Source organism: Pantoea sp. CFCC18177 (genome assembly GCF_059412425.1).
Map to the genome: position 1 here is coordinate 120,011 of NZ_JBNBPL010000005.1, position 24,719 is coordinate 144,729.

Annotated in this window: 21 protein-coding genes and 1 pseudogene; 8 read left to right on the forward strand and 14 right to left on the reverse strand. The window is 53.7% G+C overall.

Annotated features, from left to right (window positions below):
* Positions 1-206 precede the first annotated feature (206 nt).
* A complete protein-coding gene (gene mqo / locus ACPUC8_RS07235) occupies positions 207-1,853 on the forward strand; it encodes a malate dehydrogenase (quinone) (RefSeq protein ID WP_039337112.1) in 1,647 nt (548 codons plus the stop codon).
* A gap of 221 nt (positions 1,854-2,074) precedes the next feature.
* Here mqo and ACPUC8_RS07240 read toward each other — a convergent pair.
* Positions 2,075-2,386: pseudogene (locus ACPUC8_RS07240) on the reverse strand (LysR family transcriptional regulator); the annotation flags it as partial.
* Positions 2,387-2,490: 104 nt separating this feature from the next.
* On the opposite strand from ACPUC8_RS07240, the gene ACPUC8_RS07245 reads away from it, so the two are divergent.
* Both ACPUC8_RS07245 and ACPUC8_RS07250 read left to right on the forward strand, forming a co-directional pair.
* Complete coding sequence (locus tag ACPUC8_RS07245; protein ID WP_494925915.1) at positions 2,491-3,909, forward strand: coniferyl aldehyde dehydrogenase; 1,419 nt, start codon at positions 2,491-2,493, stop codon at positions 3,907-3,909.
* Between the two features lie 13 nt (positions 3,910-3,922).
* On the forward strand, positions 3,923-4,612 hold the full coding sequence (locus tag ACPUC8_RS07250) for a type 1 glutamine amidotransferase domain-containing protein (protein WP_494925916.1): 690 nt from the start codon (positions 3,923-3,925) through the stop codon (positions 4,610-4,612).
* A 7-nt stretch (positions 4,613-4,619) separates the two neighbouring features.
* Here ACPUC8_RS07250 and ACPUC8_RS07255 read toward each other — a convergent pair whose 3' ends face one another.
* Positions 4,620-5,513 carry a LysR family transcriptional regulator gene (locus ACPUC8_RS07255; protein WP_494925917.1) on the reverse strand — a complete coding sequence of 298 codons (894 nt, stop codon included), beginning with the start codon at positions 5,511-5,513 and terminating at the stop codon, positions 4,620-4,622.
* A 283-nt stretch (positions 5,514-5,796) separates the two neighbouring features.
* Here ACPUC8_RS07255 and ACPUC8_RS07260 point away from each other — a divergent pair, with 283 nt between their 5' ends.
* From ACPUC8_RS07260 to ACPUC8_RS07275, 4 genes are all read left to right on the forward strand, one after another.
* On the forward strand, positions 5,797-6,147 hold the full coding sequence (locus ACPUC8_RS07260) for a helix-turn-helix domain-containing protein (RefSeq protein ID WP_039334157.1): 351 nt from the start codon (positions 5,797-5,799) through the stop codon (positions 6,145-6,147).
* Between the two features lie 36 nt (positions 6,148-6,183).
* Positions 6,184-7,344 carry an efflux RND transporter periplasmic adaptor subunit gene (locus ACPUC8_RS07265; RefSeq protein WP_494925918.1) on the forward strand — a complete coding sequence of 387 codons (1,161 nt, stop codon included), beginning with the start codon at positions 6,184-6,186 and terminating at the stop codon, positions 7,342-7,344.
* Positions 7,344-10,490 carry an efflux RND transporter permease subunit gene (locus tag ACPUC8_RS07270; RefSeq protein ID WP_494925919.1) on the forward strand — a complete coding sequence of 1,049 codons (3,147 nt, stop codon included), beginning with the start codon at positions 7,344-7,346 and terminating at the stop codon, positions 10,488-10,490. Before ACPUC8_RS07265 ends, ACPUC8_RS07270 begins: the two co-directional genes overlap by 1 nt.
* Positions 10,491-10,611: 121 nt before the next feature.
* Positions 10,612-11,826: a multidrug effflux MFS transporter gene (locus ACPUC8_RS07275; RefSeq protein WP_494925920.1), complete on the forward strand. Its 1,215-nt coding sequence runs from the start codon at positions 10,612-10,614 to the stop codon at positions 11,824-11,826.
* Positions 11,827-11,871: 45 nt separating this feature from the next.
* Here the strand turns inward: ACPUC8_RS07275 and ACPUC8_RS07280 are convergent, their stop codons facing one another.
* The 5 genes from ACPUC8_RS07280 to ACPUC8_RS07300 form a co-directional block, all read right to left on the reverse strand.
* Positions 11,872-13,017, reverse strand: coding sequence for an alpha-hydroxy acid oxidase (locus ACPUC8_RS07280; RefSeq protein WP_494925921.1), 1,146 nt, complete (start codon positions 13,015-13,017; stop codon positions 11,872-11,874).
* Between the two features lie 81 nt (positions 13,018-13,098).
* Positions 13,099-14,349, reverse strand: a complete 1,251-nt coding sequence (locus ACPUC8_RS07285; RefSeq protein WP_494925922.1) for a flavin-containing monooxygenase — start codon at positions 14,347-14,349, stop codon at positions 13,099-13,101.
* A 113-nt stretch (positions 14,350-14,462) separates the two neighbouring features.
* Positions 14,463-15,281, reverse strand: a complete 819-nt coding sequence (locus tag ACPUC8_RS07290; protein ID WP_039334141.1) for an ABC transporter permease — start codon at positions 15,279-15,281, stop codon at positions 14,463-14,465.
* A 1-nt stretch (position 15,282) separates the two neighbouring features.
* Complete coding sequence (locus ACPUC8_RS07295) at positions 15,283-16,137, reverse strand: ABC transporter permease (protein WP_494925923.1); 855 nt, start codon at positions 16,135-16,137, stop codon at positions 15,283-15,285.
* 75 nt (positions 16,138-16,212) lie between these two features.
* Entirely contained in the window at positions 16,213-17,244 is a 1,032-nt protein-coding gene (locus ACPUC8_RS07300; RefSeq protein ID WP_039334139.1) for a polyamine ABC transporter substrate-binding protein, read from the reverse strand.
* A gap of 344 nt (positions 17,245-17,588) precedes the next feature.
* Between ACPUC8_RS07300 and ACPUC8_RS07305 the strand changes: the two genes are divergently transcribed.
* On the forward strand, positions 17,589-18,551 hold the full coding sequence (locus ACPUC8_RS07305; RefSeq protein WP_039334138.1) for a LysR family transcriptional regulator: 963 nt from the start codon (positions 17,589-17,591) through the stop codon (positions 18,549-18,551).
* Between the two features lie 63 nt (positions 18,552-18,614).
* On the opposite strand, the gene ACPUC8_RS07310 is transcribed toward ACPUC8_RS07305, so the two are convergent.
* From ACPUC8_RS07310 to ACPUC8_RS07340, 7 genes are all read right to left on the reverse strand, one after another.
* Entirely contained in the window at positions 18,615-19,544 is a 930-nt protein-coding gene (locus ACPUC8_RS07310; RefSeq protein WP_494925924.1) for a 2-hydroxyacid dehydrogenase, read from the reverse strand.
* The gene (locus ACPUC8_RS07315) at positions 19,541-19,990 is read right to left on the reverse strand and encodes a type II 3-dehydroquinate dehydratase (RefSeq protein WP_039334134.1); all 450 of its coding nucleotides are present in this window, start codon (positions 19,988-19,990) and stop codon (positions 19,541-19,543) included. The genes ACPUC8_RS07310 and ACPUC8_RS07315 overlap by 4 nt, the downstream gene beginning before the upstream one ends.
* Before the next feature lie 12 nt (positions 19,991-20,002).
* A complete protein-coding gene (locus ACPUC8_RS07320; RefSeq protein WP_039334133.1) occupies positions 20,003-20,617 on the reverse strand; it encodes a glutathione S-transferase in 615 nt (204 codons plus the stop codon).
* Positions 20,614-21,609 carry an NAD(P)H-quinone oxidoreductase gene (locus ACPUC8_RS07325; protein WP_494925925.1) on the reverse strand — a complete coding sequence of 332 codons (996 nt, stop codon included), beginning with the start codon at positions 21,607-21,609 and terminating at the stop codon, positions 20,614-20,616. Before ACPUC8_RS07325 ends, ACPUC8_RS07320 begins: the two co-directional genes overlap by 4 nt.
* Positions 21,610-21,612: 3 nt before the next feature.
* On the reverse strand, positions 21,613-22,761 hold the full coding sequence (locus ACPUC8_RS07330; RefSeq protein ID WP_494925926.1) for an ABC transporter ATP-binding protein: 1,149 nt from the start codon (positions 22,759-22,761) through the stop codon (positions 21,613-21,615).
* Between the two features lie 120 nt (positions 22,762-22,881).
* The gene (gene argE / locus ACPUC8_RS07335; RefSeq protein ID WP_494925927.1) at positions 22,882-24,030 is read right to left on the reverse strand and encodes an acetylornithine deacetylase; all 1,149 of its coding nucleotides are present in this window, start codon (positions 24,028-24,030) and stop codon (positions 22,882-22,884) included.
* Between the two features lie 14 nt (positions 24,031-24,044).
* A complete protein-coding gene (locus ACPUC8_RS07340; RefSeq protein ID WP_494925928.1) occupies positions 24,045-24,719 on the reverse strand; it encodes a DUF1028 domain-containing protein in 675 nt (224 codons plus the stop codon).

Genomic DNA, 24,719 nt, shown 5'->3' on the forward strand with positions numbered 1-24,719 from the left:
AAGAATAACCGCGTTCTACAAGCGGATATATGTCCCCTCTCTTGTTGTTCGTTGCTTAAATTCCCGCCAAATCCCTTTTATGTAAGTTAAGTAATTAACACCAATACTTAATTAACTAAAAACAAGTTAATCTTTTCGTAACAATCTTTTAATTTGCAAACCGAAATTTTAACGTTCACCTGCAAAGTATAAAGATCAGGATCAGAATGACTCACACCAAAAAAATCGTGCCTGCCCTTAGCCTGGCAGCACTGCTTGTCTCTTCAGTGGTTCATGCGGACACCGCGCCGGAAAAAACCGATGTCTTGTTGATCGGTGGCGGCGTGATGAGCGCCTCTCTCGGTACCTGGCTGCAAGAGTTACAGCCGGGCTGGAAACAGCTGATGGTAGAGCGTCTCGATGGCGTCGCGCTGGAATCCTCTAACGGCTGGAACAACGCCGGTACCGGCCACTCGGCTAACATGGAGCTGAACTACACGCCAGAGCGTGCAGACGGTTCAATCGACGTGAGCAAAGCGCTGGAAATCAACGAAGCTTTCATGATTTCTCGCCAGTTCTGGACTTCGCAGGTACAGCGCGGTGTGATGCACGATCCGCGTTCATTCATCAACTCTACCCCGCACATGAGCTTCGTTTGGGGCGACAAAAATGTCGAGTATCTGACCAAGCGTTATGATGCGCTGCAGAAAACCACCCTGTTCCAGGGCATGAAGTTCTCTACCGATCACAAGCAGATCGAGCAGTGGGCGCCGCTGGTAATGGAAGGTCGTGACCCGAATCAGAAAGTCGCGGCAACCTGGACGCCAGTTGGAACCGATGTTAACTATGGCGAAATCACCCGTCAGCTGATCGGTAGCCTGAAAAAGGATCAGAACTTCAAACTGGAAACCTCCTCTGAAGTGACTGATTTCAAACGTAACAGCGATAACTCGTGGCACGTCACCATTAAAGACGTGAAGAGCGGTGAAAATCGCGCTGTTGACGCGAAATATGTGTTTATCGGTGCAGGCGGCGCAGCCATCAAACTGCTGCAGAAGACCGGTATTCCAGAAGCTGACAACTACGGTGGCTTCCCGGTGGGTGGTTCATTCCTGATGACCGAGAACCCAGAGGTGGCGAACCGCCATCTGGAGAAAGTTTACGGCCAGGCTTCTGTAGGTGCACCACCGATGTCCGTTCCCCACATCGATGCGCGTAACCTCGATGGTAAAAAAGTGGTGCTGTTTGGGCCGTTCGCGACCTTCTCCACCAAATACCTGAAAAACGGTTCACTGTTTGATCTGCTGAGCGCCACCACCACCAGCAACATCATGCCGATGACCCACGTGGGCATTGATAACTTTGACCTGGTGAAATACCTGATTGGTCAGGTGATGCTGAATGACGACGATCGCTTCGCGGCGCTGAAAGAGTACTATCCAAACGCACGTAAAGAAGACTGGAAACTGATTCAAGCGGGCCAGCGTGTGCAGATCATTAAGAAAGATGCCGAGAAAGGTGGCGTGCTGAAACTGGGTACGGAAATCGTGACCGATCAGCAGAAAACCATCGCAGCGCTGCTGGGCGCATCACCGGGTGCATCCACTGCTGCACCGATCACCCTCGACGTGATGAAGAAGTTGTTCCCAGAGCAGTTCGCTTCACCAGAGTGGCAAGAGAAGATCCGCGCGATCATCCCAAGCTTTGGTCAGAAACTGAATGGTAATACTGCGCTGACTCAGCAGGTATGGGACAACACCGCAGCGACCCTGCAGTTGACCAAACCGCCAGTGATTAACATGGGCGACCAGTCAGTCGCACCCACGCAGGCCAAACCGCGTGCGGAATCCGCTAAGCAGGATATGGCGCTGTAATCACCGCTTCTACCACGCTTAATAAAGGCTACCCTTTTCACAAGGGGTAGCCTTTTTGTTATGTATTTTCAGTGTAGCGCTGATGGTATAGCAGAGGCGTCTTGGCTTAAGGCAAAGTGCCCTTTTTGGCAACACGCACTGAAGCTGATGAGCAGGCTGGGACCGCACCGGGGCAGGCGGTCCCAGACGGCGTTATCACCAGTCGTTTAACTAACAAGCTTCTCCGCCATAAAATCGGCATGCCCGATAATCTGCAACGTGCCGCCCACATCCATGGAACGGGCGCGAGCGGATGATAATGCAGACTCGGCAGTATCCAGTGAGTTGCCAATATCAGCGGCCAGATCGTCTGCAACGGCAGTGGGCGTCACACCATGCACCTGACGTTCAAACAGCGGCCTTCCGACAGCGACTTCCAACCCACTGATGTGTTGCGATACCGCCGGTTGAGTCAGATTCAGTGCGCGGGCCGCACCAGAAATTGAGCGCTGCCGATACACTTCCATAAAAGTACGCAGGCGAACCAGCGACATATAGCCCCATAAATTAATTTATACCCCAGCCAAAATAGCCTTGTTAGCCGCCAAACGCCAGCACGGGTAAGCTGCCTGCATCGTGAAACACACAGGAAAAGAACATGCCACTCCAACAAGATTTACAACGTGTACTGCACACCATGAAGCAGGCACATCTCCAGACACCTCCGGCATCAGCTGCCTTGCGCCGCGACCGTTTACTGCGCAGCGTTGCGTTAATCCGGGAGAATCACCAGGCTTTAAATCACGCCATTAGCGCCGATTTTGGCCATCGCAGTGCCTACCAGACCCAGGCCGCCGACCTGATGACCACCATCAATATGTTGCAGCATGCGGCAGAGCATCTGGAGCAGTGGATGCAACCAGAAATCGCGGAAGTCCCGCTCGCCGGGATGCAGGCGCGTATTGAGCCGCAACCGCTGGGCGTCGTGGGTATCATCAGCCCGTGGAATTTCCCGATTAACCTGGCGTTTGGTCCGTTGGCGGGCGTGTTTGCCGCGGGCAACACCGCGATGCTGAAACCCTCCGAGTTAACGCCCAAAACGTCTGAGCTATTAGCGGAATTAGTACCGCGTTATTTCGCGGCCGAAGAACTGACGGTGGTGCTCGGTGATGCCAGCGTCGGCCAGGCTTTTAGCGCCCTGCCATTCGACCACCTGGTCTTCACCGGCAGTACCGCTGTTGGGAAACATGTGATGCGCGCAGCAGCGGAAAACCTGGTGCCTGTGACCTTAGAGCTTGGCGGGAAATCTCCAGTGGTGGTGGACATTGATGCCGATGTGGCCATCGCGGCTGCCAGAACGCTGACGATTAAAACCTTTAACGCCGGGCAAATCTGTATCTCCCCCGATTACCTGCTGCTCCCGCAGGCGGCTGAAGATGATTTCATCGCCGCGGCTCAGCAATTTATGCAGCAGGCCTTCCCTGCGCTACAGGCCAACGAGGATTACACCGCCATCATCAGCGATCGTCACTATCAGCGGCTGATCGATCTGATTAAGGATGCGCGCAACAAAGGCGCTCGCGTCATCAGTCTGGCACCGGCCGGTGAACCTGACTTTGATGCACAGTGCCGCAAAATCGCTCCGCATCTGATTCTGGATGTGACTGAAGAGATGGCGGTGATGCAGGAAGAGATCTTTGGCCCGTTGCTGCCAGTCAAAACCTACAGTGGTGATCTACAGCAGGCGATAGGCTACATCAATGCGCACCCCCGCCCGCTGGCAGCCTATTACTTTGGTGATGATGTGCAGCGTCAGCAACAAATGGCACAGCACACCACCTCCGGCGCACTGGTGATAAACGATGTCATGACCCATGCTTCTCTCGACAGCCTGCCATTCGGTGGCGTTGGGGCATCGGGTATCGGCGCTTACCACGGCATACATGGTTTCCGTCGTTTCAGTCACGCTAAACCGGTTGTGATTCAGGATGCAGCCGGCACCACCAATTTACGGTTGCGCGCGCCTTATCAGGACAAAAGCGCGGCCCTGACCGATCTGCTGAATAACCAATATTAATTGAGGATTGAAAATGAAAATTTTGATGGTTCTGACGTCGCACGCTGAACTGGGCAACACCGGCAAAAAAACCGGATTTTGGCTGGAAGAGTTTGCCGCGCCCTATTTCGTCTTTAAAGATGCCGGGGCTAAGGTGGTCCTGGCCTCGCCAGCGGGTGGACAGCCGCCGCTTGATCCTAAAAGTGATTTACCCGAATTTCAGACCGAGATGACTGCACGCTTTAAATCTGACGCGGCGGCTCAGCAGGCGCTGGCCACCACCGTTAAACTGAGCAGCGTCAATCAGCACGATTTCGATACCGTATTTTATCCAGGTGGTCATGGACCCTTGTGGGATCTGGCAGAGTCAGCTGACTCCATCCAGTTGATCGAGTCCTTTGATCGCGCAGGCAAACCGATTGGCTTTGTCTGCCATGCGCCAGGCGCGCTGCGTCATGTTAAGGCCGCTAACGGTGCTCCGCTGATTCAGGGCAAAAAGGTCACTGGGTTCACTAACAGTGAAGAAGCCGCGGTAGAACTGACTGACGTCGTGCCTTTCCTGATTGAAGATGAGTTCATCAAACTGGGTGCGCACTATCAAAAAGGAGCTGACTGGGCACCTTTCGTGGTGCAGGACGGTCATCTGGTGACGGGGCAAAACCCGGCAAGCTCAGAAGACGTGGCAAAAGCCCTGCTTATGCAGTTGGCTGCACAGCGACCATAAGCCTGATTCAGCCCTGATAGCGCACCGCTTCCAGTAATTTAGCAAAGGCGGCGGTGTGCTGTTTGCGGCTAGGGTAATAGAGATAATAGCCGCTAAAAGGCTCACTCCAGTCCTGCAGCACCCGCTGTAAACGCCCTTGTTCAATCAGATCGCGGACCGCATCTTCTGGCACACAGGCGATGCCCATGCCAGAAAGCGCGGCATCAATGCGCGATGACAGGTTATTAAATATCAGTTGCCCTTCGACTTTGACGCGAATTTCTTTGCCGTCTTTGGTGAATTCCCAGTTATATAATCCGCCTAATGTGGGCAAGCGCATATTAATGCAACTGTGATTTTGCAATTCATAAGGCGTTTGCGGCTTACCCTTTTCGGCAAAATATTCAGGAGTGGCAACAATTGCCATACTCCAGTCCGGGCCAATGCGCACCGCGACCATATCTTTTTCAACCTGTTCACCTAAGCGCACACCGGCATCAAAACGGCCGCTGACAATATCCGTCAGGGTGTTATCCACCGACAGCTCAACTTTCACCTCGGGATATTGCAGCAGGAAGGGTTTTAGTAAGGGCCATAAAGTGGTTGATAGCGCATGTTCACCCGCCGTAATACGAATCGTCCCCGTCGGTTTCCCTTGATTAGCGACTAAGTCCTGCAGGGCTTTTTCAATATCAACGATCATCGGCTCAACGCTTTTAATCAGCTGCTCACCCGCTTCTGTCGCCGCGACGCTACGCGTCGTGCGGGTTAACAAACGCGTATTGAGGCGCTCTTCTAACCCGCGAATGGCGTGGCTTAACGCCGATTGGGAAACGCCGAGCTTAGCCGCAGCACGCGTAAAACTCTGTTCACGCGCCACCACCACCAGGTAGGTGAGATCATTAAAGTTTTCCCTCAGCATGGTTTTATCCTTTTCGGTTTAGCTGTCGTGCGGCAAAACAATATACATAACCTGAAATATATGTGGGACTTTCACGAGTAGTACGGCACAAAGCGTTAAATTGTGACACCCATCAACTCATGAAGCCATGCACCTGTATTTTTCCTTGTAATTAATGAATGAGGTTCATAGCGCTTATCGCGGTTTCACCTCTAATTAAATGTACTTTGTAATGATACTGTTAGCCGGTCTCTGAGCCTGTTGAGCAGAAGTCAGAGACTCGACGTTAACTGAGGCCGCAAACATGGACAGACATGAAATCCTCATTCAAGACCTGATTGTATGGATTGATGACCATCTGCGCCAACCGCTGAAAATTGAAGAGGTGGCGCAACGCGCGGGATATTCAAAATGGCATTTGCAGCGCATATTTCAGCGCATCATGCATATCAGTTTAGGCAATTACATTCGCGATAAAAAACTGGCGTTGGCCGCTGAAGACTTAATTAACAGCAATGACGCAGTCATCGATATCTCAATGAAATACGGCTATGACTCGCAACAGTCATTCACCCGCTCATTTGTCAGAAAATATCGCGTACCGCCAGCCACCTGGCGGCGATTAAACGCACAAAAGTTCCCTTTCCAGGTGTAATTCACCTTCACGACCGGCCTCCGGGAGAAAATCAGAATGCCCCACAACGTGGCAATTAAGCCGCTGGCTTTGCTATGCGCGTCATTTACTTTGTTATTAACCGGCTGCGATGCCGCATCCGCGCCCTCTTCCGCCACCTCGTCGGCTCCGGATGTACAGGTGATGACCTTGCACGCGACAGCATTAGCCATCACCACTGAGTTGCCTGGCCGCACCTCCGCTTTCCGTGTAGCAGAAATCCGCCCGCAAGTCTCTGGCATCGTATTACAACGCGCTTTCCGCGAAGGCAGCGATGTGGTGGCAGGTCAAACCCTGTATCAGATTGATCCAGCACCCTTTCGCGCCAGCTATGACAGTGCCCGTGCGGCACTTTCACAAGCTGAGGCGAATGCACGTATCGCCCAACTCACGTTGACGCGTTACCGCTCACTGGGCGATACGCAATATGTCAGCCGTCAGGAGGTCGATCAGGCACAGGCCACCGCCGCACAAACCCGAGCGGCGGTGGATGCCCAACTCGCCGCGACAGAGTCAGCACGCATTAATCTGCTCTGGAGCACGCTTAAATCGCCCATCAGCGGACGCATTGGACGCTCATCCGTCACCGAAGGTGCGTTAGTGCAAAGTGGACAAACCGACGCACTGGCCACAGTGCAACAACTCGATCCTTTGTATGTCGATGTCACCCAATCCAGTGACGATTTCCTGCGTCTGCAGCAAGCCTTCTCCAGCGGTCACCTTCAGCAGAACAGCGGAAAAACCCAGGTCAACGTAGTGTTGAGTGATGGTTCCCTCTACCCCCACAGCGGCACCCTGGCCTTCTCTGATGTCACGGTCGATGCCACCACCGGCGCCATCACCCTGCGAGCCATCGTACCCAACCCTGAACATCAACTGCTGCCGGGCATGTTTGTGCGTGCCCAGTTGGATGAGGGGCGCGACCCACAAGCATTGCTGATCCCGCAGCAGGCTGTGACTCGCACACCGCGCGGGCAAGCCACCACGTTAGTGGTGGGCGCCGATGACAAAGTAGAAGTGCGAGCGATAAGCGTGGCTGAAGCCGTTGGCGACGCATGGCGTGTCAGTGGCGGCGTTGAGGCAGGCGAACGCGTGATTGTATCTGGCTTGCAGCGCGCACAGCCGGGCATGGTGGTGCATCCCGTCACCCTTCCTACCCCAACCGGGAGCGCTCACTGATGTCACGTTTTTTTATTGATCGACCCATTTTTGCCTGGGTGTTAGCCATTATTGTGATGCTTGCCGGGGCGATTTCTATCCTAAAATTGCCAGTGGAACAATATCCCGATGTCGCCCCCACGGCGGTGCAAATCCGTGCCACCTATCCCGGCGCGGATGCCACCACCTTGCAGAACAGTGTGACGCAGGTGATTGAGCAAAATATGAGTGGGCTGGATGGCCTGATGTACATGTCCTCGACCAGCGACTCATCGGGCACCCTGCAGTTGACGCTGTCGTTTGAAAACGGCACCGATGCGGATATCGCTCAAGTGCAGGTGCAGAATAAGCTGCAACTCGCCACGCCCCTGTTGCCGCAGGAAGTGCAGCAGCAAGGGATCACCGTGCGTAAATCCTCTAGCGTGTTTTTCCTCGTGCCCGGCTTTGTCGATGAAAGTGGCCGCATGAGCATGGAGGACATTGCGGATTACGTGGCGGCAAACCTGAAAGATCCCATCAGCCGCATTAACGGCGTAGGCGATACCACGCTGTTTGGCTCGCAATACGCGATGCGCATCTGGCTCGATCCCAACAAACTCAACAATTATCAGCTCACCCCGGTGGATGTGATGAGTATGATCCGCACCCAGAATGCGCAGGTGGCAGCCGGGCAGCTTGGTGGGGCGCCTCCGGTTAAAGGCCAGCAGCTCAACGCTTCAATCATTGCGCAGACGCGCCTCACCTCACCGGAAGAGTTCGGCAACATTCTGCTGAAAGTGAACAATGACGGCTCACAGGTGCGTCTGCACGATGTTGCGCGCATTGAACGCGGCGGTGAGAACTACAACTTTGTTGTGAAGATCAATGGGAAACCGGCGTCTGCTTTAGGCATTCAGCTAGCCAGCGGTGCCAATGCACTGGATACAGCGAATGCCATTCGCGCGCGCATCAATCAACTGAAGCCCTATTTCCCTCAGGGGCTGAAAGTGGTGTATCCCTACGACACCACGCCGTTCATCAGCATCTCAATTAATGAGGTGGTGAAGACCCTGTTTGAAGCCATCGTGTTGGTGTTTCTGGTGATGTATCTGTTCCTGCAGAACCTGCGCGCCACGCTGATCCCGACCATTGCCGTACCGGTGGTATTACTGGGTACCTTCGGCATTCTTAGCGCGTTTGGTTACTCGATAAATACCCTCACCATGTTCGGCATGGTGTTGGCCATCGGGCTATTGGTCGATGATGCCATTGTGGTGGTTGAGAACGTCGAGCGCGTGATGGCAGAAGAGGGATTAAGACCTAAAGCGGCCACACGCAAATCCATGGGCCAGATTCAGGGAGCCTTAGTGGGGATTGCGCTGGTGCTCTCGGCGGTCTTTGTGCCGATGGCCTTCTTCGGCGGCAGTACTGGGGTGATCTATCGCCAGTTCTCCATCACGATTGTCTCTGCGATGGTGCTGTCGGTGCTGGTGGCGCTGATCCTGACACCAGCCCTCTGCGTGACTATCCTGAAGCCGATTAAGCCGGGCACCCACGGACAACAGCGCGGTTTTTTTGCCTGGTTTAACCGTAAGTTTGACCAGAGCAGCCACCACTACAGCAACGTTGTGGCACGGATGCTGCATCGCAGCGGTCGTTTTTTGCTGATCTATGCGCTACTGGTGGGTGGTATGGCGGTGCTATTTATGCGCCTTCCCACCTCATTTTTGCCATCTGAAGACCAGGGTGTTCTCGCGACTCAAGCCATACTACCGGCCGGAGCCACACAGGAACGCACTCAAGCGGTACTGGATCAGGTTAACGACTACTATCTGACTCATGAGAAAGACAACGTTGAGAACGTATTAACCGTTAACGGTTTCGGCTTTGCAGGGCGTGGCCAGAATGTGGGGATCGCCTTTATCGGCCTGAAAGATTGGTCGCTGCGCCCCGGTGACAGCAATAAGGTCGATGGCATCGTCAGCCGCGCTGCCCAAGCATTCAGCAAAATTTTAGATGGCAATGTGGTGGCGTTTAATCTGCCGCCAATCATTGCGCTGGGTAATGCCACCGGATTTGATTTTGAGTTGATTGATCAGGGTAGTCTCGGGCATGACAAGCTGTTGCAGGCACGCAATCAACTACTGGAACTGGCGCGTCAGCATCCTGAGACGCTGGCGGCTGTGCGCCCTAACGGCATGGAAGACAGCCCGCAGTTCAAACTCAATATCGACCAGGAGAAGGCCACAGCACTCGGCGTTGATCTTTCCGACATCAACACCACCCTGAGCAGCGCCTGGGGCGGCAGTTACGTGAACGACTTTGTCGATCATGGCCGTGTGAAAAAGGTCTACGTCATGAGTGATGCGCCCTGGCGCATGATGCCAAAAGACATTAATGACTGGTATGTCCGTGCCAGCAACGGAAAAATGGTGCCTTTTGCCAGTTTCGCCACCGCCGAATGGGTTTACGGATCACCACGACTGGAGCGTTACAATGGTTTGTCCTCACTGGAAATTCTCGGGCAGCCTGCGCCGGGCAAAAGTTCAGGTGAAGCCATGGCGCTGATGGAACAGTTAGCACAACAACTGCCCTCCGGCATCGGTTTCGACTGGACCGGTATGTCTTATCAAGAGCGCATGACGGGCGAGCAAGCCCCAGCGCTTTACGCACTGTCCCTCATCGTGGTGTTCTTGTGTCTGGCCGCGCTGTATGAAAGTTGGTCCATTCCGTTCTCCGTGATGCTGGTGGTGCCGCTGGGTGTCTTGGGTGCGTTACTGGCCACTCTGTTACGAGGACTGAGCAACGATGTCTACTTTGTGGTCGGCCTGCTGACCACCATTGGGCTGTCGGCAAAGAACGCCATTTTGATCGTCGAATTCGCCAAAGATCAGATTGAGATCGAAGGCAAAGGCGTGATCGAAGCCACGCTGGATGCGGCGCGTATGCGTTTACGTCCGATTTTGATGACCTCACTGGCCTTTATCCTTGGCGTTTTGCCACTGGCGCTCAGTTCGGGTGCCGGGTCGGGCGCGCAAACTGCGGTGGGCACCGGGGTGATCGGTGGCATGGTTGCCGCTACGCTGCTGGCGATTTTCTTAGTTCCAGTATTTTTCGTGGTGGTGCGCAACCGCTTTGCTGGGCGTAAAGCCGAAGAGGAGGATGAAGATGAATACGCTATGGATTGATGATTTAAATTCATAGGTTCAAGCTGATTTTCGTCACTAATCAACGCAGCCCGGCTTTGTTACAGTAAGCGGGGCTGTCACTTCATCCTGCACGCATCGTTATCACTCAATAAAAGACACCATGGACATTAAAACCGTTACCCATCCTCCCGATTTCAAAACCGGCATCGCGTTTATCGTGATTCTGAGTGCGTTGATGGCATTTACCTCGCTCTCAACCGATATTTATTTGCCCGCCATGCCGGCTATGTCCGCGGCACTGCACGGTGATTCAGAACTGACAGTGACGGGATTTCTGATTGGCTTTGCCATCGCACAGCTCATTTGGGGGCCCATTAGTGACCAGTTGGGCCGCAAAAAACCGCTCTACATCGGCATGGTCATTTTTGCCGTGGGATCAGCGGGCTGCGCCCTCTCGACTGACATGATTCAGATCGTCTTTTGGCGGGTCATTCAGGCTGCCGGTGCCTGTACCGGCCCGATGCTGGCGCGCGCGATGATCCGTGATCTTTTTACCCGGACACGCGCCGCACAAATGCTGTCCACGTTGATTATTGTTATGGCGATTGCACCCATCGCTGGCCCGCTGTTGGGTGGGCAGATTATTCGCTATTCGCAGTGGCCGGTGATCTTCTGGTTCCTGGCGCTGGTGGGCGTACTGATGTTCTGCTCTCTAATGTGGCTTCCGGAAACATTACCGCTGGAAAAACGCGTCAAAGCTTCCCTGGGGCACGCATTTTCGAATTACCTGACCTTGCTGGGTAATAAGAGTTACATGCGTTTCACCTTGTGTGTGACCTTTTATTACGTGGCGGCCTATGCGTTTATCGTGGGCTCACCTGCGGTCTACATCACCTATTTCGGCGTTGACCCGCAGCACTATGGTTGGTTATTCGCCGTCAATATTTTAGGTTTGGTGGCGATTAGCACTCTGAATAAACGTTTAGTGCAAAAGGTCAAACTTGAGACCCTGCTGAAAGGTGCCTCTTTTATCGCCGCCATGATGACGCTAATGATGTGCGTAATGCTGAAAACACACCCCACTGCCATCGCTGCGCTGGTGATCTGTATTTTTGTTTTCTTCTCCATGAACGGCATTATTGCCGCGTCTGCAACCGCTGCGGCGCTGGATGCAGTGCCTAATGCAGCGGGATCGGCTTCCGCGCTGATCGGTTCATTGCAATACGGCAGTGGGATTATTTCATCCTTGCTGTTGGCATGGCTGAATAACGGCACGCCCTGGATCATGGTTGGCATTATGACGGTCTTCACTCTGCTCAGTTTCTTGATCACGCTCGGCGGGCGTAGACCACAAGCAGAAATGGCAAAGGCTTAATGTTGAGGCGGCCTTCTGGCCGCCCAAGGCGCGTCCCTACGTCATTCACGCCCTGTTCTGACGCAAAATTCCTGCATCAATTGAAGCGACATCCGTTTTCCCGCAAAACGCCATCGACAAATCAAACTCGTTGCGGATGATGTTTAGCGCAGTCGTCACCCCCTCTTCACCCAACGCGCCTAATCCATACAGCATGCTGCGTCCGATATAGGTTCCTTTCGCACCTAACGCCACGGCTTTAAGAACATCCTGTCCTGAACGAATACCACCGTCGAAATGAACCTCAATCTGCTGCCCCACAGCAGCCACAATCTCTGGCAGCAGCGTAATGGAAGAGGACACACCATCCAGTTGCCGACCGCCATGATTAGAGACAATAAGCGCATCAGCACCCGCCGCTACAGCCAGCCGGGCATCTTCAACATCCATAATGCCTTTGACGATCAACTTGCCGCCCCAGCGACGCTTAATCCATTCAATATCACGCCACGATAGCTGAGGGTCAAACTGTTCTGCTGTCCACTCGACCATCGCATCAATATTATCCACCCCGCTGGCATGCCCGACGATATTGCCAAAGTTACGATTCGAGGTGGCCAGCATCCCGCGGCACCAACGCGGTTTGCTGGCGATGTTCAGCAGATTACGCAGCGTCATTTTGGGGGGTGTAGAAAGCCCATTTTTGATGTCTTTATGCCGCTGGCCAAACACCTGTAAATCCATGGTGACCACTAACGCGCTGCATCCCGCCGCTTTGGCGCGATCGATAAGATTCGCCACAAATTCTCGATCGCGCATGACGTACAGCTGAAACCAGAAAGGATGGTTATCCGTTGCCCGGGCGACGGCCTCAATCGAGCAGATGCTCATGGTTGAGAGCGTAAAAGGAATATCGAATGACTTTGCGGCCCGCGCGGCCAGAATCTCGCCATCAGGATGAATCATGCCGGTCAAACCCGTTGGCGCAATCGCCACTGGCATGGCTACCGCTTGCCCAATCATTTGGCTGGCGGTACTGCGCTCGGTGATATCCACTGCCACGCGCTGGCGGAACTCCATGCGGCGCAGGTCGCTTTCGTTAGCACGATAGCTGTATTCACTCCAGGAACCAGCATCAACATAGTCATAAAACATTTTGGGCACCCGCTTACGCGCCAGTTGCCTTAACTCTTCAATACAGGTAATGGTCACATCGGCTATTCCATAAAAAAGCGGCTAAACAACGATTATTTAGCCGCCTGCAGTTACGCGAAAAACACACACACAGAAGAGTTATGATTTAACGTAATCGGTATACGCATTCTGTAACACGATGTGGTCAGCAATATATTTAGCGTCGTGCCACACGCCATAAATAAAGGATGATGCACGGTTAACTAAATTAGGCAGACCGAGGAAATAAACACCGCGCTCAGCAGAAATACCACGCTTATGGAAAGGCAGGCCATTTTCATCAAAGGCATCCGCCTGTAGCCAGCTGAAATCAAATTTAAATCCAGTAGCCCAAATAATGGTAGTAATTCCCGCCGCTGCGACATCCAACTGTGATAAAGGGTTAATTAAACACTCGGCATCAGGCAAAAGTTCCCATGCCTGCGGCTCTAAGGGCAAATCAAGCCCATTACGCTCAATATAGGCATCGGCATCGCGCAGTACGTCGAAATAGGCTTTATCCCCTTCCGCAATGTTCTCTGCCAGACCTTCCGCAAAGCTCAGGACGCCGTTATTCCACTCTTTCGTGATACCTACCAACGTAATTCCCATGTGCGCCAGACGGCGGAAGTCCACGGTTTTACCGCCTTCATAACCACTCACGGCAAAGGCAACGTGCGCTTTTTTAGGCTTGATTTTCACTTCATCCCAGAGACCCAGCGCACCCAGCCACCAGCAATAATCACGGTCACGATAGGAACGCGGTGGGCGATAATGTTCACCCACGGACAAGTAGACCTCACGCCCGGCTTTACGCAGTTCCTCAGCGATTTGTGTCCCTGAGGCGCCAGCCCCTACCACCAATACGCCCCCCTCTGGCAACTGTTGTGGATTCTTATACGTTGAAGAGTGGATCTGCTGTAAAGCTGCACTTTCCGGTACGATTTGCGGGAAGGCCGGCTTCTGGAACGGCCCTGTGGCCGCCACGACGTTATCGGCCTCATACTCGCCGATGGACGTGCTGACCTTAAAGCCGCTACGGCCCGGCAAACGTTCCACTTTAAGTACCTCAACACCGGTGCGCACTGGGGCATTCAGCATTTTCACGTAGTCTTCGAAATATTGCGCCATGCGCTCTTTCGGCGGAAAAGCCTCCTGCGAAATGTTGTCGAACTTCAGCGAAGGAAAGCGATCGTGCCAGGCTGGGCCATTCGCCACCAGCGAATCCCAACGCTCAGAGCGCCAACGTTCAGCAATACGGCTGCGTTCAAATACAATATGCGGAACATTCATCAGTGAAAGATGTTCACTCATCGCAATACCTGCCTGGCCGGCACCCACAATAACGGTATTAATTTTTTCTACTGGCATAGTAAATCCCTAGATAGATTCGACCCCGATAGGTCATCGCTGATTTTTATCAAGTGTCGTAGTAATGGTGTTAATGACGCGCATTGAATAATTCAATGCGCGATAATTAATTATTAGTGGCCAGACTCAACGTTAAGGATTTTACCTAATCCCAGAAACTTATTAGCGATAATCAGCATTGCAGCCGTTACCGTAATATAAATAACCGAGAGCGCAGCCAAGGTTGGATCCGCAAATTCACGCACATAGTTGTACATCGCGACCGGCAAAGTTTGTGTCGCCTGAGTGGTGATAAACAATGAGGCAGTGAACTCATTAAACGACAGGATGGCGGCAAACAACCATCCCCCAAACAGGCCCGGCAAAATAAGGGGCACCGTAATGGTCCACACCACACGCAGTGGCGAAGCGCCCAAACTGGCTGCGGCCAACTCAATACGCTGTTCAAGGTTTTTCAGTGAGACATAAACACTGCGCAGGACAAACGGCAGCACCAACACGATATGGCAGAAAATCACCAGAGGATATCCGCGTCCCAGATTGAGTTGCGACACCAGCATCAGCAGCCCGAGGCCAATGGTGAAGTGCGGAATAAACAGCGGTGACAACAAGATCCCTTCCAATACTTGCTTGCACGGGAAGGAATAGCGTTCGATCGCAATAGCCAGTGTGGCACCAATGATTACGGCCAGAGAGGATGCCCACGCGGTGACGATCAACCCAGAATAGAAACCATGGCGAAAATCATCGTAGTTTACTGCGCGTTCAAACCAGCGTAGTGACCAGCCTTTCGGTGGAAAGAACAGAACCGCGGTGCTGCTGAACGAAGAGATGAACACCACGATCGTCGGTAGCATCACAAAGATCAGGATAGCGGCGACCAGTAAGCGACCGGCCAGTGTCACCAGTTTATCATTCATCGAACGAGTCATATTAATGTTCTCCCATCGCGTGCAGGAAGCGGGTCATGCGTTTCAATGCCATCAACAGCAGGATCGTCAGGATCAATCCCGCAATGCTCAATGCCGCTGCAAATGGGAAATTCATGGACGAGAAACCGAGTTGATAGACCATCGTTGCTACGGTGCTGACACGTCCACCGCCGATCAGTTGCGGCGTCGCGAAGGCGCTAAACGTCCAGGCGAAAGCCGTCGTCAGACTCGAAACGATGCCGGGAATGGAGAGTGGAATCGTCACCGTCAACAGGGTCCGCACCGGACCTGCACCCAGGCTGGTGGCGGCTTTCTCGTAATCAGGATTGATGTGCGACAAGGCGGTTGCCAGCATCAGTACCATGATGGGCATGGTGACGTGTACCAACGCCACTACCACACCGGTTTGGGTGAACATAAACTGAATCGGTTTCGAGATGATGCCCATGGCTAACAGCAGGCTATTCAGAAAACCACTGTTCCCCAGCACAATAATCCAGGAATAGGTACGGACCACTTCGCCAAGAAACAACGGTGTAATAGCGATGATCAGAATGGTGGATTTAATCCAGGTCGTACGCGTGCGCACCAGCGCATACGCCAACGGATAACTCATCAGTAAACCAAAAATGGCGGTTTTGGCGCTCAGCATGACGGTATTGATGAAAGCATCGGCATAGATACTTTTTAGCAACCCCTGAAAGTTCGCCAGGGTAAATCCGCCCACGTCGAGCGAACCGGGAATATAAGCGCGCACGCTAAACTGCATCACCGCGAACATGGCAATAACCAGTCCCAGCGCAGTGAGCGTGGCGGGGATAATGAACCAGGGTAAGAATGTCGGTTTTCTCGTCATAGACGTTGCTGCCTGAATAAATTATTTACGAGGTCTCACTGGGCGGCCCAAAGACCGCCCGATGAACCTGATCAATCAATGAGACATGATGTTTTCAGAGAACCACTGACGCCACTCGGCCGTTTTCTCGGCACGCAGTTGCGGATCGGTGTTGATAGTGGCGTTCCACTGCGCAGGTGTGGTGAGCATCCCTGGCAACTTGGCCAGTTCTGGGTCAATGTGCGCGTTGGTCACCGTTGGGCTACCACGATAGATTTTCGCTACCTGTTCCTGAATCTCTGGCTTGAGCGCGATATTCATGAACTTGTAGGCCAGATCGGCGTGTTTGGTGCCTTTATTGATACCAATAGTGTCGACGCCGAGAATCGCGCCCTCTTTTGGAATCGCCAGTTTGATGTTCACCCCTTCGGCAATCATGCTGTAGGCATTCATTGACAGCATCACCTGGACCGGTGTTTCGCCGGTGGAGATCAACTGCTGGCTGTTGGCGTCATCGGTATAGAACGATTTGATGTTCGGGATAAGCGCTTTCATCTTCGCCTGGCCCTGTTCCCAATGCGCAGCATCTGTACCGGAGAGTTTGGCGGAAACGGCGATGATATGGCTTGGGTCCCAGTCTGGCAGGGCCAGCGTGCCCTTCAGCTCAGGCTTCCACAGGTCATTCCAGCTCTCAAAGGTTTCCCCCTTTGGCACCAGGTCTGGACGGTAGCCGATGGTATACACGTATCCCCATACGCCAAGATGATAAGGACTGACCTTAGCCTGCTGCACCAGATTCACGGCGTTGGGAATCTTGCTCATATCCAGTTTTTCAAACAGGCCGCTATTGGCATACAAATAGCCAACGTGCGCGGTGGTGAAAGTCACATCAGTTTCGGGTGAACCACCCGCGAGTTTCGCTTTGTTGAGACGGTCTATAGTACCGCCGGTAACAAACTGCACTTCTACGCCGGTTTCTTTGGTGAACTCTTTAGCAATGGTTTCATCAATCAGATCTTTAAAACTTCCGCCCCAGGTGCTGACAATCAGCTTGTCGGCGGCCATCGCATTACCTGCGCTCAATACACTCGTCGTTAACAACGTTAAGGCACAAATCTTACGCAACATATTCTCGTCCCCAATCAATGAAGTGGCTGTGGTAGTTATCCGAAATCCGACGCCCTAAAACAGTGCAAACGGTATTCCCCGGTGTGAAACCGATAATGCCGCTGCGAGATGAATCGGTAAAACAGGCTTTTCCTCGCCCTTGCATCAGGATTTCTGACGCTAAAAAAGACGCTGCTTTGCAACGGATTTTCTTAAGCAGTGATGAGGCAGAAGCGAATGGGCGTGAACTGACAGGCAGGCGATTATGCTATTAACCGGCCTTTGGCATGATAAATGCAGGGTATCCGGCACTATTAGAATGACTGGCGCGACATGATCGCGCTGGCGATCTCAGGAGAACCTGCATGCTCAGTCGCATCACTCAGCGTCAGCTGGAATATTTCGTCGCTTCCGGTGAGGCCGGCAGTATTATTGGCGCTTCAGAACGCATCCACGTGTCATCGCCTTCAATCTCAGCCGCGATTACCCACATTGAATCTGAACTCGGTGTGCAGCTGTTTGTTCGCCATCATGCGCAAGGGGTTTCCCTGACCGCTATTGGTCATCAGGTACTGAAAGAGGCGAAACTGATACTGGACCAGATGTCCAATCTGTATACCATCGCGTCGGAATCGCTCAACAATGTGCGTGGTCCGCTGCGTGTGGGCTGCCTGGATACGTTGGCGCCGATGTTAACGCCAGAACTGGTGTTTGGCTTTGGTCGCGCTTTTCCTGGCGTTCGCATCACGCTTGAGGAAGGCAACCATGAGCAGTTGCTAAAGCAGTTACGTGCAGCTGATATTGATATCGCCCTCACCTATGATTTGGTGCCGGCACATGACATCACTTTTCAATCCCTTGCGCAGTTGCCGCCTTATGTGATGGTTGGTGAACATCATCCCCTCGCCACGCAATCCGCGGTGACAATTCAGGATTTGGCAGAGATGCCGATGGTGCTACTCGATATGCCGTGGAGCCGCGAATATTTCCTTAGCCTGTTTAGCGAAGCCGGCGTCGCGCCCAATGTGGTCATGCGTTCCAGCAATATGGAAGTGGTTCGCGCAATGGTCGCTAACGGTGTGGGATTCGGCATCGCTAACGTCCGACCCAAAGCGCATCTTTCCCAGGATGGTAAACGCCTGATCCGCGTAAGGCTTGCAGGCGTTAACAAACCGATGCAACTCGGCTACGCCACCATGGCTAACGTACAGCATTCAATGGTGGTGAACGCCTTCGCCGAGCGTTGCCGTATGTTTATCTCTGACCAATATATCCCTGGCATGGCAGCACCGAGTTATTTCGATCCGCAAGTGGTGCGGGTGGCGTAATACGGATAAGGGTTGATGTTAACGGGCGTGCCTGGGCGCGCCCGTTGCTAACCTGTAATGACGTTAATATCCGCGTTCAGGAAAGACCTGATTGGTAACGGACTCGCCACGTGCGGCGCGCTGGATATTTTCGGCAACCTGTTGCGCTGCGCTGGCAGGAATGGCGACAGAAGCCAGATGAGGTGTTATCAACACGTTTTCCATGCGCCACAGAGGGTCCTCTGGCGGTAATGGCTCACGATCAAACACATCCAACGTCGCTTCAGCGATGTGCCCTGAACGTAACATCTCGGTGAGCGCAGCCTGATCAACGATCGCCCCGCGTGACACATTAATAAAAGCAGCACCTGCCGGTAAGCAGGCAAGCCTTTCAGCGCTGAGGAGGCCGCTGGTACCTGGCGTAAGCGGTAACATCACCACCAGAATATCGCTGCGCTGTAGAAAATCGTCTAAAGCAGGTAATCCGCTACAGCATTGAACACCGTCAATCTCTTTTTGGGTACGAGACCAGCCGTGCACATCAAAGCCTTGGCGAGCCAGTTCCTGTGCCGCCCAGCCTCCCAGCTCTCCTAATCCCATCACCCCCACGCGCACGCTGGAGGGTACGCGCGGATGAAGATAGTGCCAACGCTGCTCGCGTTGCGCGCGTTCAAACGCCGGAATGTCACGGGCGTAACGCAGCACGGCGAACAAAACATACCCCGCCATCATGCGCGCCATATCAGGATCTGACAGACGGATAATCGGAATATCCGGCAAGTCATTCCTACCCACTAATGAATCAACGCCTGCACCCAGATTCACCAGTAATTTCAGATTTCGAAACGGCGCGAAAAAACCCTGTGGCGGTTTCCACGTCAAAGCAAAATGTACGGTATCGGCATCCTGCACATCCTCAGCACGACAGATCGTTATGCCTGGCAGGTGTGGCGCTAACAGTTGTGACCACTCTTCGAAACTGTCGAACTCACTGTAAAACACCAGGGTCGTCATGCAGCATTTGCCTCAATTAAAGCAGCCACGGCTTCAATGGCCAGCTCATAACCCAGCACGCCAAGTCCGGCAATCACCCCAGTGGCGGCCTTAGAGACCATTGAATGATGACGGAATGGCTCCCTCTTCCAGATATTACTCATATGCGCTTCAATGATCGGCCCCTCAAACATGAGCAGTGCATCAAGAATCGGCACTGAGCTATAGGTCAAACCGGCGGCGTTGATGATCAGGCCGGCAGCATTCTGGCGGGCTTCCTGGATCCAGTCCACCAACACGCCTTCATGATTACTCTGCCGAAACTGTAACGTTAAACCCAGAGATGCAGCTCGACGCTGACAACGCTCGCCAATGCTGACAAAGCTCTCACTGCCGTAAGTGCCATTTTTATCCAGACCGTACAGATTAGCGTTAGGTCCATTAAGGAAATAGATTTGCTGTGACATGAAAACTCCTGGTTAACTGTGCGGACGTGTTGCTGCCATCGCTGGATGCGCATCAAATACGGCAAACCATGCCGCCGTCAACGGGTAGCCGGCACGCCAGTTGAGCGAGGCAAAACGAAAATCGAGATAACCCAGCGCACAGCCAATGGCGATCAGCCCTATATCATCAGGCTGCTGGCTAAAACTACTCACCTGCTGCTCTATTTCTGCCAACGCCGCCGACACTTTCTTCAGTTGAGCATCGGCCCAGTTCGACCACTGTTTATCTTCAGGACGAGCGCTGAATTCGTAACGCGCCAGCAAAGCGGCATCAATCAAACCATCGCCCAACGCCTGACGCGTCAGGCTGATCCAACGTGCATTGCCTGATGTTGGGCATAACGTACCACCGAACTCAGCGTTGAGATATTCGCAAATCACCCGGCTATCGTAGAGACACAAACCCTGCTCGGTGCGCAAAGCAGGCACTTTTGCCAGCGGATTGAACGCAGCGATACGCTCATCGCGTTCAATCGGATGGGCAGCAGAATCCAGCCATTCAATCTGTGGAGTGATGTCCAGCACCTGCGCGCACACCATCACTTTGCGCACGAAAGCCGATGTGCTGGCATAAAAAAGCTGCATCATAGTGATACCTGTAACAACACTTTGCCGATGTTGGCATTGGCTTCAAGTACACAATGAGCCTCAGCCGCTGCAGCCAACGGCAAGGTTTGATGGATTGTGGGTGATATTTTTCCTGCAGCGATCAACGGCAATAGATGCCTGCTGACGCACTGCGCTAAACGCGCTTTTTCCGCCGCACTTTTCGGACGTAAAGTTGATGAGGTGAGGATCAGCCCCTTGCGCATCACCTGTTGCAGATCGAGTTCGATCTTCGCACCTTGCATAAAGGACAAGCTCACGTGGCGTCCGCCCTGCGCCATGACGCTTAAATTACGCGCCACATAATCGCCCCCCACGTTATCTAACACCACGTCCACGCCGCGCTCTTGCGTAAGCGCCTGCACAACTTCAACAAAATCTTCTGTGTGGCGGTCAATGGCTCGCCACACGCCGAGCTTTTGCAAGGCCGCAATTTTATCTGCACCGCCTGCCGTGGCGATCACGCGAGCCCCACATGCCTGCGCACACTGGATAGCAAAGGTCCCAACACCGCTGGCTGCACCATGAATCAGTACCGTGTTACCGGGTTCCAGACGACCCAGTTCGAATAAGTTGTGCCACACAGTAAAGGCCGCCTCGGGCACTGAAGCGGCCTGTGCCAGTGGCAAAGTATCGGGCACAGCAAGACAGAGTTCCGCCCTTGCCACGCAGTAGTCGGCATAGCCACCGCCGTTTAGCAGAGCCATCACCGGCGTACCAATGGCTGGTGATTTCACGCCTGCACCCAGCGCGACAACGATGCCAGAGGCCTCTAGCCCGAGGATATCCGTGGTATCAGGCGGCAATGGCATGCCGTTACGCTGCATAATGTCAGGGCGATTGACTCCAGCACTGCATACGCGGATCAGTACCTCTCCTGCTGCGGGCTGTGGCAGCGGACGGGATACACAGGCTAAAACATCAGGACCGCCAGGTTCGCGCGCCATCACCGCATTCATCATTTCAGGTATCATCGTTTAGCCCTGCTTCGCCGCGCTAAACGCGCACACGCCTTCGTCATCGACACTCACGCCCACCACGCTGCCCACAGGCCAGCGAGTCAGGGAATCTAATCCGGACTGACGAGCAAAAAGTGCAGCACTGCCCAATGCCGGCACATCAAGATGCACATCGACGTGGTCACCCTGGAAAACATGGGTAATCACCGTGGCACTGAATAACGCATGTGGCCCAAGCGGCGCCAGTTGCAAATTTTCCGGACGCACATACACATCCAGGCGGTCTCCTACCGTGGCATGCACGCGCTCTGCGGGCAGACGCAAGGTATTGCCGCCCATATCTAATAGCGCCGTGCTATCACGGCCAGCATAACGACCGGGAAGGATATTGACGTCGCCGACAAATCCGGCAACGAAGGGGTCCTGCGGACGGCGATAGATGTCATCCGGCGTACCGATTTGGCGCACATGACCTGCTGACATCACCACCACACGATCGCTCATGCTCAGTGCTTCACCCTGATCGTGGGTAACAAATACCGTGGTGACGCCGAGTTTGCGCTGAATTGCTTTGAGTTCCACCTGCATCGACAGGCGCAAGTTTTTATCCAGTGCTGAGAAAGGCTCATCCAGCAACAGCACTTTGGGTCTAATCACCAATGCACGCGCTAATGCCACGCGTTGTTGTTGGCCACCCGACAGTTCACGCGGTTTACGCTGGCCGTAGCCTGCCAGTTTCACCAACGCCAGCGCCTGTTCAACACGCTCCGCGATTTCCGCTTTAGGCACGCCACGCATCCGCAATCCGTAACCCACGTTTTTTTCCACCGTCATATGTGGAAACAGCGCGTAGTTCTGGAACACGATGCCGATTTCACGCTGATAAGGCGGAATTTCGGTGACCAGATCGCCATCAATAAAGATTTCGCCGCCGTCCGCTTCAGCGAAGCCAGCCATCAAGTTCAGCAGCGTAGTCTTGCCACAGCCTGAGGGACCCAGCAGGGTAATAAACTCACCTTCCTCAATGGTCAGCGAGATTTTATGTAGCGCGATGGCGTCGCCAAAGCGCTTAAGCACACCATCAAGCTGGACGGCAATCGGGGGCTTTGTTGCGGCGGCCGGCAGCGTGGTGGGCTGCGGGAACGGGGTTACTTCTGCACTTACCATGGAATCTCCAGAAATCGGGCTATCAATGCTTACAGCCAGCATACGTGTTGTGTGCGTGTTACGCGGTTAGTGCTTCCTGAAGCTGGCGTTTGGAAAAGATAAAGCAGTCTCGTTCTGCCCCTAACACATCCACTCCGCCAAACGGCGCAGCATGGCATCACAGGCATCAAGTTGTGCAATGCTGATGAACTCATCCGGTTTATGGCCCTGTGCCATACTTCCTGGGCCACATACCACACTCGTGATCCCCGCCTGATCAAATAAGCCCCCTTCGGTACCGAATGCCACAGTACTAAACGCGTCAGAACTGGTCAGATAGGTCAGCAACTGCGCCGCGAGACTGTCAGCCGCCGTGTAGAGGCCTGGATACCCGCTGATAGCCGTAAATCGAATAGCGGTGTCTTTGTTGATGGCCTGCATTTGTGGCACGAGTTCATGCTGGGCGTAATGCGCCAGTTCGTCTGCCACCTGCTGTGCATCGTCTTGCGGTAGAGTACGCACCTCATAATCAAAGGTGCATTCAGCAGGGACGATGTTTAGCGCACGACCACCGTGGATCACCCCGGTCTGAACGGTAGTAAACGGCGGATCAAAACGCGCATCCTGCCGTTCAGGAGCAGCCAGTCGCTCGCTCATCAAGGTTAAGCGGTGGATCAACTTAGCCGCATACTCAATCGCGTTAACCCCTTGAGGCGCATAGGCTGAGTGGCAAGCCGCGCCTTGCACCTCACAGCGCACACCCAGTTTGCCTTTGTGGCCCAGCACCGGTTGCAACTCTGTAGGTTCGCCTATCAGGCAGATATCGGGTTTATCCGGACGTTGTGCCAGCGCCTCGAGTAGTGATCGCACGCCAAGACAGCCCACTTCTTCGTCGTAAGAGATGGCCAAATGCAGCGGCTGAGTTAATGGCTGAGACAGAAAATACGGCACTGCGGCCAACATGCAGGCAATAAAGCCTTTCATGTCAGCGGTGCCACGCCCGAAAAGCTTTCCGTCGCGCTCCGTTAACGCAAAAGGCGGAACACTCCAGCGTTGGCCATCAACTGGCACCACATCGCTGTGGCCAGAAAGCATCACGCCTCCTTTACCGCTGGGGCCAAGGCGCGCATAGAGATTGGCTTTACTGCGTTCATCGTTGTGAATCAACTCACAACTCACCCCAAGATCGCCCAGATAACGCCAGACAAAATCGATTAATGCCAGGTTGGATTCACGGCTGGTGGTATCAAATGCCACCAACTTCTCCAGCAATGTACGGCTGGTTATCATTTGTCCTCCTTGTCTCATTCGTCGCCTGGCACGCCGTAGCTCGGGGCTTTGGTCGGATCAAGCGCACGCGTCACATAATCCTCCATCTGCGGTTGATAGGCCTGCCATAGCATCGCAAGTTCGTGGATAGGATCGCCTTCGCTCCAGTCCACGCGCAGATCGACAATTGGCCATACTGGTTCGTCAACAATAGAGAGTGCGGCGGAGTGAACCGGCCCGGCTTCTCCACCTGCCTGCATCCCCGCCTGCATGGCGGCGATCAATCGATCCGCAAGATGCCCCTGCTGCTGCTCAAAGGCGCTGACCATCGCGACGATCACCTCGATGTTGGCAAGCAAATTGCCCGCTGCCACGCAATTTTCGCCGCTTAGCGCATGGTTGACGCCCAGCGTCTTTTCACCACTGTAAAAGGCACTTTCTCCCTCAATAGAGAGCACAGTGACCTGGCGATAGGTAGGATAATCATCGGTAGCTAAACCCGCTTCTAAGGCGGATTGCGCAGACTCCCCCTGTTGCAACTTATCGAGGATGCGCGGTCCGAGTGCAGGCAAGGTGATGTTTTGCGTGGATACTGCACCCACCTGACTGCGCAGCCAGGGGCAGCGCGCACCGACCGCGATACTGGATGAACTAATGGCAATACCCATCTGACCGGTTTGCACGCAACGTCCGACAATAGATAACGTCAT

Coding starts and splice junctions, on each gene's coding strand:
- ACPUC8_RS07255 (WP_494925917.1), bottom strand. CDS start 5,513: ATGCTGAGGGAAAACTTTAATGATCTCACCTACCTGGTGGTGGTGGCG.
- ACPUC8_RS07260 (WP_039334157.1), top strand. CDS start 5,797: ATGGACAGACATGAAATCCTCATTCAAGACCTGATTGTATGGATTGAT.
- ACPUC8_RS07245 (WP_494925915.1), top strand. CDS start 2,491: ATGCCACTCCAACAAGATTTACAACGTGTACTGCACACCATGAAGCAG.
- ACPUC8_RS07250 (WP_494925916.1), top strand. CDS start 3,923: ATGAAAATTTTGATGGTTCTGACGTCGCACGCTGAACTGGGCAACACC.
- ACPUC8_RS07330 (WP_494925926.1), bottom strand. CDS start 22,761: ATGGTAAGTGCAGAAGTAACCCCGTTCCCGCAGCCCACCACGCTGCCG.
- ACPUC8_RS07290 (WP_039334141.1), bottom strand. CDS start 15,281: ATGACTCGTTCGATGAATGATAAACTGGTGACACTGGCCGGTCGCTTA.
- ACPUC8_RS07340 (WP_494925928.1), bottom strand. CDS start 24,719: ATGACGTTATCTATTGTCGGACGTTGCGTGCAAACCGGTCAGATGGGT.
- ACPUC8_RS07325 (WP_494925925.1), bottom strand. CDS start 21,609: ATGATACCTGAAATGATGAATGCGGTGATGGCGCGCGAACCTGGCGGT.
- ACPUC8_RS07310 (WP_494925924.1), bottom strand. CDS start 19,544: ATGACGACCCTGGTGTTTTACAGTGAGTTCGACAGTTTCGAAGAGTGG.
- ACPUC8_RS07275 (WP_494925920.1), top strand. CDS start 10,612: ATGGACATTAAAACCGTTACCCATCCTCCCGATTTCAAAACCGGCATC.
- ACPUC8_RS07320 (WP_039334133.1), bottom strand. CDS start 20,617: ATGATGCAGCTTTTTTATGCCAGCACATCGGCTTTCGTGCGCAAAGTG.
- ACPUC8_RS07305 (WP_039334138.1), top strand. CDS start 17,589: ATGCTCAGTCGCATCACTCAGCGTCAGCTGGAATATTTCGTCGCTTCC.
- ACPUC8_RS07300 (WP_039334139.1), bottom strand. CDS start 17,244: ATGTTGCGTAAGATTTGTGCCTTAACGTTGTTAACGACGAGTGTATTG.
- mqo (WP_039337112.1), top strand. CDS start 207: ATGACTCACACCAAAAAAATCGTGCCTGCCCTTAGCCTGGCAGCACTG.
- ACPUC8_RS07315 (WP_039334134.1), bottom strand. CDS start 19,990: ATGTCACAGCAAATCTATTTCCTTAATGGACCTAACGCTAATCTGTAC.
- ACPUC8_RS07265 (WP_494925918.1), top strand. CDS start 6,184: ATGCCCCACAACGTGGCAATTAAGCCGCTGGCTTTGCTATGCGCGTCA.
- argE (WP_494925927.1), bottom strand. CDS start 24,030: ATGATAACCAGCCGTACATTGCTGGAGAAGTTGGTGGCATTTGATACC.
- ACPUC8_RS07285 (WP_494925922.1), bottom strand. CDS start 14,349: ATGCCAGTAGAAAAAATTAATACCGTTATTGTGGGTGCCGGCCAGGCA.
- ACPUC8_RS07270 (WP_494925919.1), top strand. CDS start 7,344: ATGTCACGTTTTTTTATTGATCGACCCATTTTTGCCTGGGTGTTAGCC.
- ACPUC8_RS07295 (WP_494925923.1), bottom strand. CDS start 16,137: ATGACGAGAAAACCGACATTCTTACCCTGGTTCATTATCCCCGCCACG.